The organism is uncultured Deefgea sp., from assembly GCF_947072475.1.
In the GTDB taxonomy this organism is placed as follows: domain Bacteria; phylum Pseudomonadota; class Gammaproteobacteria; order Burkholderiales; family Chitinibacteraceae; genus Deefgea.
This window is the reverse complement of the sequence record NZ_CAMTIA010000084.1, coordinates 1-9,464: the sequence shown is the minus strand read 5'-3', so window position 1 is coordinate 9,464 and position 9,464 is coordinate 1. Positions and strand designations below refer to the sequence as shown.

The following is a 9,464-nucleotide window of genomic DNA, read 5'->3' as shown; positions in this document are numbered from 1 at the left end:
TTGACAAAGTCAACGCAAACAATGGCTTTGTCATGCATAGACAGTAGCTCTAGCCGGTCGGTATTCCATTGCAGTATATGTGTAGCGCCTTCAGGGATGGTATCCCACAGGGCAATACCCAGTTGTTGAGCTTGGTGGATGATGTCAATTGGGGCGGTGTGGCGTAGGCCGATCATGCGCTGGGTTCACTGTATTGGGAGATGGGGCGGTAAGGGCTGGGGCTCAGCCTTTGTGCGGTGTCTTGTTTATAAAACAGCACCATTTGCGTGTAAACATCGGGGTAGTGCGCTTGTAGGATTTGCGGCGCTTCAAAAAATACTTCACTCAGGACCGCAAAGCACTCGGCTGGATTAGTGGAGGCATATAGGTCAATGTCTGAGTGCTCGCCAGTGTCGGCATGGGCATCCGCTTTAGCGCTTAAGTCGGCAAAGGCGGCGGTAAAGGCGTTTTGCCACGCCGCTTCGCTCATTCCGGCGTGTAGGGCTGGATAGCCATTGGCGTTGCCGCCGTTTTTCATATCGAGCTTATGCGCTAATTCATGAATCACCACATTCCAGCCGTCTAGATTAGGCCCATTCATCACGTCGTTCCACGAAAACAGCACCGGACCATCGCCGCGCGCTTGGCCGGCGAGCAATTGCGCGCCTTCGTGTACCACGCCGATGGCGTCAACGTGGCTGTGGTCGGCGTAAAACGGGCGCGGGTAAATAATGATTTCTTGCCAATCGTCATACGCTTCAAAACCCAGATTTAATATCGGTAGCACCGCTTGCGCCGCCAAAATCACCCGCATCGGGTCAGAAAACTCAATCCCTTCGCTGGCTTGGATTGATTTGGTGTGTAAAAACCACGCGGCAAGCTCACGCAAACGCGCTAATTCACTCACGCTGAGGTTTTTGAGCACCGGCATGGTGGTGGCGGGCAACCACAATGCATCGTCAATCGGGTGCTGGGCGAGCCAATGATCACGGTGTTTGCGACGAAAGTAGTTGAGCATGATTTTCCTTGGTGCGTGATCAACAAATGGGTCTCGCAGCGCGCAATTCAAGGTAATCGCGCTGTTTTGTCGATGGTGCTGGTGTTTATTGAAATGCAACAGTCATAAATGACTGCTGTGTATGTAAGAAAAGTGCTTGTATTATCAATGGCTAATGAGATTTGCTGACAAATCCGCTACGGAGCACGCTGTAATGTGCCGATTAGATTGATATAAGCCATGTTCTAGGGGAGTTTGCACGATGTTCAATCGCAATCATATTATTGCCGCAGTGGCTTTGGTGTACGGTTTGCTGATGTTGGGGGTGTTGTGGCGGGTTGGGCAAAGTCAAGATGCGGCGGTCAATGCGCTGTTTTTTTCGCTCGCTTTAATGATGGTGTTGGCGGGCGTGGCTTTGCTGGCGGTGGTGTTTTTTGGCCTGCAACGTTTGTTTGTGCCTTTGGCGCAGATGAGCGACTTAATGCGCCAACATGCCAGCGATCATGCTGATTTTAGTGCGCGATTGCCGGAAAATGGCGATGCGCAGTTGGCGCAATTAGCCAAGGCGTATAACGCTTCCACCGATAAAGTGCAGCGCACGCTGCGCGATGTGCAGCGCGAAATGGAAGGGCTGGCTTTGGGTTTGTCTGAGCTAACGGTCGTGACGGCGCAAATGGGCAAAGACACCCGAATGCAGTCCGATCACGCCGCTTCTTCGGCGGCGACGGTAGAGCAAATCACCGTGAGCATTAATCACATCGCTGATCACGCCCGCGATATGGATCATGTGGTTGAGCAAACACAGCGGCTATCGAGCGACAGCGCCGATTCGGTGCTGCGCGTCTCCGAAGAAGTCGGCAAAGTCTCTGAAGCAGTGGCGGCGTTAACCCAAACCATGGATGGCTTGGGGGCTAGCTCGCAAGAAATTAGCGGCATTGTGGGCGTGATTAAAGATATTGCCGATCAAACTAATTTATTGGCATTAAATGCCGCGATTGAGGCTGCGCGCGCGGGGGATATGGGGCGTGGCTTTGCGGTGGTGGCTGATGAAGTACGTAAATTGGCCGAGCGCACCAGTAATGCCACGGTAGAAATCGCGCATAAAATCGAATCAGTGGGCCGTGAAACGCAAAGCGCCGTAGGCAATATGGCGCTCACTGCCGATCGCGTGGCGCACAGCGTCACCATGGCCGAAGACGCGCGCGGGCATATGTTGGGGATACGTGAACACATGGGCAGTGTGGTGACGGCGGTGCGGCAAATTGCCGAATCCACCCAAGAGCAATCCTCTGCCACGCATACCTTGGCCAGCTCGGCCGAGCGGCTGGATGTGATGACGCAAGCCACCGATTCGGCGTTGCAGCAAGCGAGCCATACCTTGCAGCATTTGGATGAGCGCGCTAAGCGGCTATTGAAGTCGGTCGGGCAATTTAAGCTGGCCGATATTGAGGTATTTCATAGCTGGGCGGCATCGAGCGAAGCGCGCGCGGTGTCGGAAATCAAGGCACTACTCAATCAGCAAGGCCATCATTGGGCCGATGTGGCGGGGGATCATTCTGCGGCGACGATTAAGTCGCGTATCGCCACCGGCAATCCGCCGACCGCGGCCGCTATTGGCGGGGTGAAGATTCAAAACTGGGCCAAAGACGGCGGCTTGGCTGATCTGAATGCCGTCGCTCAGCAACAAGATTGGCACCGAATTTTACCGGCGGTACTGGATAAAATGATGCAGGCCAATGGCCAGTATGTGGCGGTGCCTTTGGGCGTGGCGCGGGTAAATGTGATGTGGATGAATGCCAGTGTGCTCAAACGCGCTGGCGTGCAAGCGCCCAAAACTTGGGATGAGTTTTTTGTTGTAGCCGAAAAACTGCGCCAATTGGGTACGCCGATGCTGGCTGTGGGTGAGCAGGCTTGGCAAATCGCCACTTTGTTTGAGGCGATTACTTGCGGTTTGGGTGGCGCGTCGTTTTATCAAGCGGCGTTTTGCCAGCTCGATTCGGCGGCATTGACGGGGCCAGTGATGATTCGCTGTCTTGAAACTTTGCGTAAATTAAAACCATATTGCACGCCCGATGCGGCTGGGCGCGAGTGGAATTTAGCCACGGCGGATGTGATTAATGGCCGGGCGGCGATGCAATTAATGGGCGATTGGGCCAAGGGCGAGTTTGCCCAAGCCGGTAAGGTGCAAGGCATTGATTATCTGTGTATGGCAGCGCCAACGCAAAACGGCGAGTACAGCTTTGCGGCCGATACTTTATTGATGTTCAAACAAAGTGATCCGCGTTTGGCCGCAGCGCAGCAAGATTTTGTGTCGCTGTTGATGAGTAGCGCAGGGCAAGAAGTGTTCAATTTATATAAAGGCAATATCCCCGCCCGCATCGATGTGAATATGAATCGCTTTGACGATTACGCCAAACAGTCGGCGCGCGAGTTTGCCAGTGCCGCGAGTAAGCAAGTGCTGCTGCCGTCTTGGGCGCACAATATGGCGGTGCAAGACAGTGTGCGTAGCGCCTTGTTTGACGCGGTCGATGCGTTCTGGAAAAACAGCAATATGAGCCCGCAAGATGCGGCGCGGCGATTGCACGATGCCACACGTCGGTAGGCATGTTCTGCGTTGATGCGTTGTCGTCAGCGATGAGGTGCGCGCTACGTTAAACGCAATCAACACCTTGTGTGAACATGGCCTTGCCGTCAGTGCGGGGTGATGACGAAGGGGGTGACGTGGGGATGAAGGTCATCTGCGGTCATCATCTACGGTAATAGTTGTTAGTTTGCCGGCATTGCCCCGCGCTTGGCTTGCCGCCCAATTGGGCGGCGGTGTAAACTCAAAAAATGCTTAAGTTCCGCTGTTTCTTTTTGCTATTGATCTCGCTGGTGCTGTCACTGAATGTGGCGGCGGCCAAGCAGTTGCCGTCGGCTGGCACCGTGATGTGCCATAACGCAGTCATTGAGACGCTCGCAAAAACAGAATGCCAGCAAGGCCAGCATGATCATGCGGCGAGTAATGCCAAAATGAGTCATTGCGGCGCTTGTGCTGCGGCATTGCCGATGCTGTTGCCGCAAGCGCAGCTAGCGTCGGCCGGAACGATTCAAAATAGTCATGATGTCATCATGCAGGTCGGTTTAAATCGGCCACCGTTACTTCCTCCTCCTCTACTGCGCGCTTAGGCGCGACTTAGGCACTGTCCTCGCTTTATTGCTCTGAATAAAGGGGGTAGCGCTGCAGTTGTCATTGGTATTGACTGATTTAAATGGGTTTGAGTTTTGCGGCTAGCGTAGCGCTGCGCTGCATCAATTCGCCATTTTAATATCAGTAAATTCAATCGGTATTGCTATCAATGCTTTATAAATAATTAATTGCATGGCAATACCCCAGTCTATTGTGAATTGAGCCGATGTTGGCTCAGTCTGTGTTTTAGAGGTGGTTTATGAATCGACGTCAGTTTTTATTTAGCTCTAGCGCCAGCGGCGCTTTGCTGTGCTTGCCAACGGCTTGGGCTGCTATGGATCCAGCAATGGATCACTCCGCGCATCAAGGTCATGGCGCGCAGGGTGGATCAGCTGCCATGCCGCAGCCACTAAAAACCGTGGCCGAGATGCCCTTGTTGCCCGAATCGGCCTTGCCTGCGGGCCAGCCATTACAGGCATTAAAAGTTTTAAACAGCAGTAGCACCAATAAAATGGCCGCCACGCTAACCGCTGCCGCGCATGAGGTTGAGTTAGTGCCCGGTAAAAAAACCAGCATGTGGTTGTATAACGGCCAAGTGCCCGGCCCCTTGATTGAAGCATTTGAAGGCGACGAAGTTGAAATTCGCTTTGTGAATCAGCTATCGCAAGCGTCAACGATTCATTGGCACGGCATGCCGGTGCCGCCAGAGCAAGACGGCAATCCACATGACGCGGTGCCAGCGGGCGGTGAGCATGTGTATCGCTTTAAATTGCCAAAAAACTGCGCTGGCACGTATTGGTATCACCCGCACCCGCATGGCGACACGCCTGAGCAGGTGTATCGCGGTTTGGCCGGTTTATTTATTGTGCGTAGCAAAACCGATCCTTTGGCGGGTTTTGCCGAGCAGCATTGGGTGATTTCTGACCTTAAATTGGCGGCTGATGCGTCGATTCCAGATAACACCGCCAACGATTGGATGAATGGCCGCGAAGGGCAGTTTGCGCTGGTCAATGGTCAGCGTGAGCCGGTCGTTACAATTGTTGGCCGTCAGCGGGTGCGGGTGTGGAATGCCTGCAGCGCGCGCTATTTGCGTTTGGCTATTCCGGGGCAAAAAATCACCGTGGTCGGTAGCGACGGTGGTTTGCTAGAAAAACCACGGGTGGTGGAAGAATTACTGTTAGTGCCCGGCCAGCGCGCAGAATTAATTATCGGTGACGGTAGTAGTGCCAAAACCACGCTCAAAGCCTTGGTGTATAACCGCGAAAAAATGGGCAAAGTCGCGCCCGAAGTTGAGCGCGTTTTGGCGACGTTGCAATTGACTGCTGGCCCAACGCCTAAAGTGCCAGCGACTTTGCGAAAAATCGCTGATTTTGGCCGCGCCGTGGCGATGAAAAAAGTCGAGTTTAGCGAAACCATGAGCATGGAAAACGGCGTGCATAGCATGGCGTTTTTGATCAACGGCAAAAGCTACGATATGAATCGCAATGATTTAGTCAGCAAAGTAAACGACGTTGAAGTGTGGGAAGTGTTTAATAACTCGCACATGGATCATCCGTTTCATATTCATGGCACGCAATTTATGCTGCTCGATAGCGAGCTAAATGGCAAACGCCAAGATGCACCGTATCGCGCTTTGCAAGACACCATTAATTTACGTCCGTATGAAAAAGTTCGGCTCAAAATGGTGCAGCACGATAAAGGCCTGCGCATGTACCACTGCCATATTTTGGAGCATGAAGGGCAGGGCATGATGGCGCAGGTGCTGATTAAATAATTCAATAAGTAGGCCGGCAAAAGTTCTCGTGCATTGTTGCTTCGCTTTGCGCGAAAACTTTTGCCCAGTGACTTAGATCAATAGATTAATTCACCGCCTTGGCGCGTTGCCAGTGCTTGCGCCAAGGCGGTGAACCATACAAGAACAAAGGAAATACCATGTCTTTAAAAGCAATTTTGAGTGCAGTTTTATTTGCCCCCACCTTGGCGCTAGCCGCTTTGCCAGCAGGCACCATGTATAAAGATCCGTATTGCGGCTGCTGCGGTGAGCACGCGAAATATTTGCGTGAAGCTGGCTTTGATATCAAAGAAGTAGTGCGTCAAGACATGCAAAGCATCAAGCAGCAATACGGCACCGATATTGCGCAAAGCTGCCACACGATCGTGATGCAAGGTTATGCGATTGAAGGCCATGTGCCAGCCAATGCGATTCGAAAATTGCTCAAAGAAAAACCCAACGCCAAAGGAATTACAGTGTCGGGCATGCCCGCCACATCACCGGGGATGGGTGACTATAAAGTTGGCACCATTGCGGTCGAAATCATTGGCAAAGACGGCAGTTTAAAGCCTTACGGTAAGTTTTAAATCGAAAAGCTGACGCAGAGGCGCGGAGACGCGGAGAAAATCAACGCAAAATTGGGTTTGCCTAAACCATCAGCAAACCACAGATTAAATCGTGGTTTGTTGGGGCTTGAGTTCTGAATTGATTTTCCTCTGTGTCTTTGCGTCTCTGCGTCAAAAAGCTTTTCTGTAGTGAACTCATCGCTTGAATGTCGATGGTTTTAAGCTCCAGTCAAACGCTCAAATACATCATATTGATGTATTGCTACGCAGCCCTTTTGGGTAAAGGGTTGCAAGTAAATACATCAATACTGTAGGGCGGGTTAGCCGAAGGCGTAACCCGCCACAAGACTCCGCCATCACAAATCAACAAATCAAATCAAAGGGGTCAGACTCGATTGATTCCACGGAAAACTAGAAATCAATCGAGTCTGACCCCATTGATTTTTTGAGCAAGGCCGCGACAATGATGGGCCGAGTCACCGGAGGTAATTCATAATTATTATGCTGATGCTGAAATAGATAATTTGATATTTTTATCAATCTTCCCGTATGCCAATAAAAGAGAGTCTGACAAATCAGCAGCTTTATCTTGTCCATCGGATTTAAAAAATAAACTCTGTTTGTTCATGAAATCAATTAAATCAAATTTATCTGAATCAAGTGAACTAATGTAGCCGCTCCCTTTTTTATTGGCTTCCTCCTGATTTAACCTGTCAACGCCTCGCATAAATGAATATAAAATTTCTCCGTGATCGAAAACTTCCCTAGATATTTTACCATCTTCGTAGAGACTCATATTTAATGAGCGCATTTCTTTGGCCGTAACATTATTAAGATTGAAACTTGAAGGCTCCTTTCTTGGTAGGTCATCAATAGAAACTTGCCCTCCGGCCACCCCATTGGCACGTAAACGGCTCGAAGGTTCTAGAGGTGTGCTGCTAGTTTTGGTTATGTTCATATATTGTCCATTAATCTATTTTAAATCGTAAATTAATTTTTAAAAACCAGGTTGTTTTTTTGCGCTTGCCAATAAGGTATTGGCTTTTTAATGGAAAGCGCTTCACTGGTAGCTATTATTGATTTACAAAGGCTAATTACCTTACGTAGATTTGCTTAGATAAAGTTGCCCATGGTGATGCAATCCCAGTGTTGGTATGTTGAAAAACACCATTATCAACGCCGTATATTCTAGTAACGTACATCCAACCAATAACAGATTTACTCACCGTGGCGGAGCATAAATTAAAAACGCCGGAATCAGAGCATATTGGTTCTCTCTCATAGCCGTTCTGTAGTGCGCCATTCATTGTTATTTTTGGATTTTCGCCGTAGCCATACTCCATAGATGTAACTTCTATCCAACCGCCTCCATGATCATTAAGACTTGAGCTTTGAAATTGTGTTGGGAACTCATCATTAGCTGATGGTGATTGAATAGCTAAAATACGTAAATCATAAAGGCCGCTAGCCGCCGCGCGAGGAGATGCTACTGATTTAACTGTTGGTTGAGCAATCAACTCTTTATCAGAATTCAAAATTCGAATTCCATTTTTTAATGAAGCTTCAATTTCAGCATAGTTAACAATATTTAAATCGTCGGCGAATGCTGCTGGAGCAGAAAATAAAATAGTAGAAAAAGATAGCAATACTGCAAGTTTCTTAGAGTGCATTTGCGATGCCTTTTTAAAAAAAGACGAAGAAATATCCTGCTACTTTATTTCTTTTTTTGCGAGATATGTGAAATTTTATAGTAATAAAGCAACGATACATGTGAGAATTAATTTTAGTATTCGTTGTGTGTTAGCGGTTTGGCTGAAATCAAAGCGGTCAGAAATCAAAGGGGTCAGAGTCGATTGATTCCACGGAAAACTAGAAATCAATCGACTCTGACCCCATTGATTTGCCATTGATTTGTGCGGAGCGGCAATACGCCGAATGATGTGTAAGCCTGCGGCGTAATGCCTGCGGCGATTACGCCCTACGCCGTACCGCAGTGCATTTATCAGCCTGCTGGTTTAGTTTTTACTTGTTTACCTGATTGAAGAGATTTCCCAATCTCACGGAAATCGAACATGTTCATTTCGAATGATGAAATCGAAACCTGATGCGCGCCATGTACGTGTGAGATTAATTTTTCATGCTTTTCTTTGTATGGTGCTTTGGCGACTGAGCCGCCAAACTCGCCCGTATTCACCAGCGTGACGTGCTGGTACATGTGGTAGTACAAGGCATCCACCATAGAATCAAAAGTGTTCACATCTTGGTTTAGGGCGACTACTAAATACGCATCCGATTTGTCTTTCAAATCCGCGCTGATTTTTATGTCAGTAGCGTCATAGCAAATAGAGCCCGTTAGCCTGAAGCCTTGCTCTTTAGGGAATGCTGGATGAATTAATTCAATTAATAACTGGTAAGGACGCCAAGATTTAACCTTGCCAGCCTCATCCTTCATCATATTTTGCTTACCCTGTAAACGATTCATAAACTGCCGCCCACTAGTTGATTTCTGGGGTATCAGCCATTTTGCGACATTATTAGGGCCTTCGATACCATCTAACTGGGTAAAAGTTAAACCAGTAAAAATGATCGCCCCAGTTTTATCGGCAAGTTGCTTCAAGATATCGATATCTTGATTATTTACTGATAATTCAGGCCAAATGATTAAGTCGATTTTGCAGTCTTTGTAATTGCTGTCATCAATACTGCGCTGGCTATATGCCTTGTGCAAAATAAGCTCAGCAACAGATGCAATGTGCCGACGATGGCGTGCACGATATGTTGGGGTATCGAGCATTAAACCATGCTCTTTGAAATCTCCCTTCAAAGGAAGTAGTGATTGCACCATCACAACTTTCAGTGATTTTTTATCGACTGGCCACGTAAAACTAAGCTTTTCAACATACGCAGGAATGCCAGTCATTTTGCAAAATAATTTTTTCTGCTCTATCAGACGATTTTTAACTAACTGCTTAAGCGCTTTGG

The 9,464-nt window shown here is 48.8% G+C and carries 7 protein-coding genes and 1 pseudogene; 4 read left to right on the top strand and 4 right to left on the bottom strand.

Going from position 1 to position 9,464, the window contains the following annotated elements:
* Nucleotides 1–172: 172 nt before the first annotated feature.
* Complete coding sequence (locus tag Q0V82_RS15835) at nt 173–997, bottom strand: zinc-dependent peptidase (RefSeq protein WP_297577302.1); 825 nt, start codon at nt 995–997, stop codon at nt 173–175.
* 241 nt (nt 998–1,238) lie between these two features.
* Between Q0V82_RS15835 and Q0V82_RS15830 the strand changes: the two genes are divergently transcribed.
* The 4 genes from Q0V82_RS15830 to Q0V82_RS15815 all read left to right on the top strand — a co-directional run bounded on the left by Q0V82_RS15830 (nt 1,239) and on the right by Q0V82_RS15815 (nt 6,503).
* A complete protein-coding gene (locus Q0V82_RS15830) occupies nt 1,239–3,578 on the top strand; it encodes an extracellular solute-binding protein (protein WP_297577301.1) in 2,340 nt (779 codons plus the stop codon).
* Between the two features lie 230 nt (nt 3,579–3,808).
* Nucleotides 3,809–4,144: a hypothetical protein gene (locus Q0V82_RS15825; RefSeq protein ID WP_297577299.1), complete on the top strand. Its 336-nt coding sequence runs from the start codon at nt 3,809–3,811 to the stop codon at nt 4,142–4,144.
* Between the two features lie 260 nt (nt 4,145–4,404).
* A complete protein-coding gene (locus Q0V82_RS15820; protein WP_297577297.1) occupies nt 4,405–5,919 on the top strand; it encodes a multicopper oxidase family protein in 1,515 nt (504 codons plus the stop codon).
* 158 nt (nt 5,920–6,077) lie between these two features.
* A complete protein-coding gene (locus Q0V82_RS15815) occupies nt 6,078–6,503 on the top strand; it encodes a DUF411 domain-containing protein (protein WP_297577295.1) in 426 nt (141 codons plus the stop codon).
* A 478-nt stretch (nt 6,504–6,981) separates the two neighbouring features.
* Here the strand turns inward: Q0V82_RS15815 and Q0V82_RS15810 are convergent, their stop codons facing one another.
* The 3 genes and pseudogenes from Q0V82_RS15810 to Q0V82_RS15800 all read right to left on the bottom strand — a co-directional run.
* Nucleotides 6,982–7,440 (bottom strand): hypothetical protein, encoded by a 459-nt coding sequence (locus Q0V82_RS15810; protein ID WP_297577294.1) that lies wholly within the window; start codon nt 7,438–7,440, stop codon nt 6,982–6,984.
* A gap of 136 nt (nt 7,441–7,576) precedes the next feature.
* Nucleotides 7,577–8,152, bottom strand: a complete 576-nt coding sequence (locus Q0V82_RS15805) for a DUF4879 domain-containing protein (RefSeq protein ID WP_297577292.1) — start codon at nt 8,150–8,152, stop codon at nt 7,577–7,579.
* Nucleotides 8,153–8,484: 332 nt separating this feature from the next.
* Nucleotides 8,485–9,464 (bottom strand): annotated as a pseudogene (locus Q0V82_RS15800) (hypothetical protein); the annotation flags it as partial.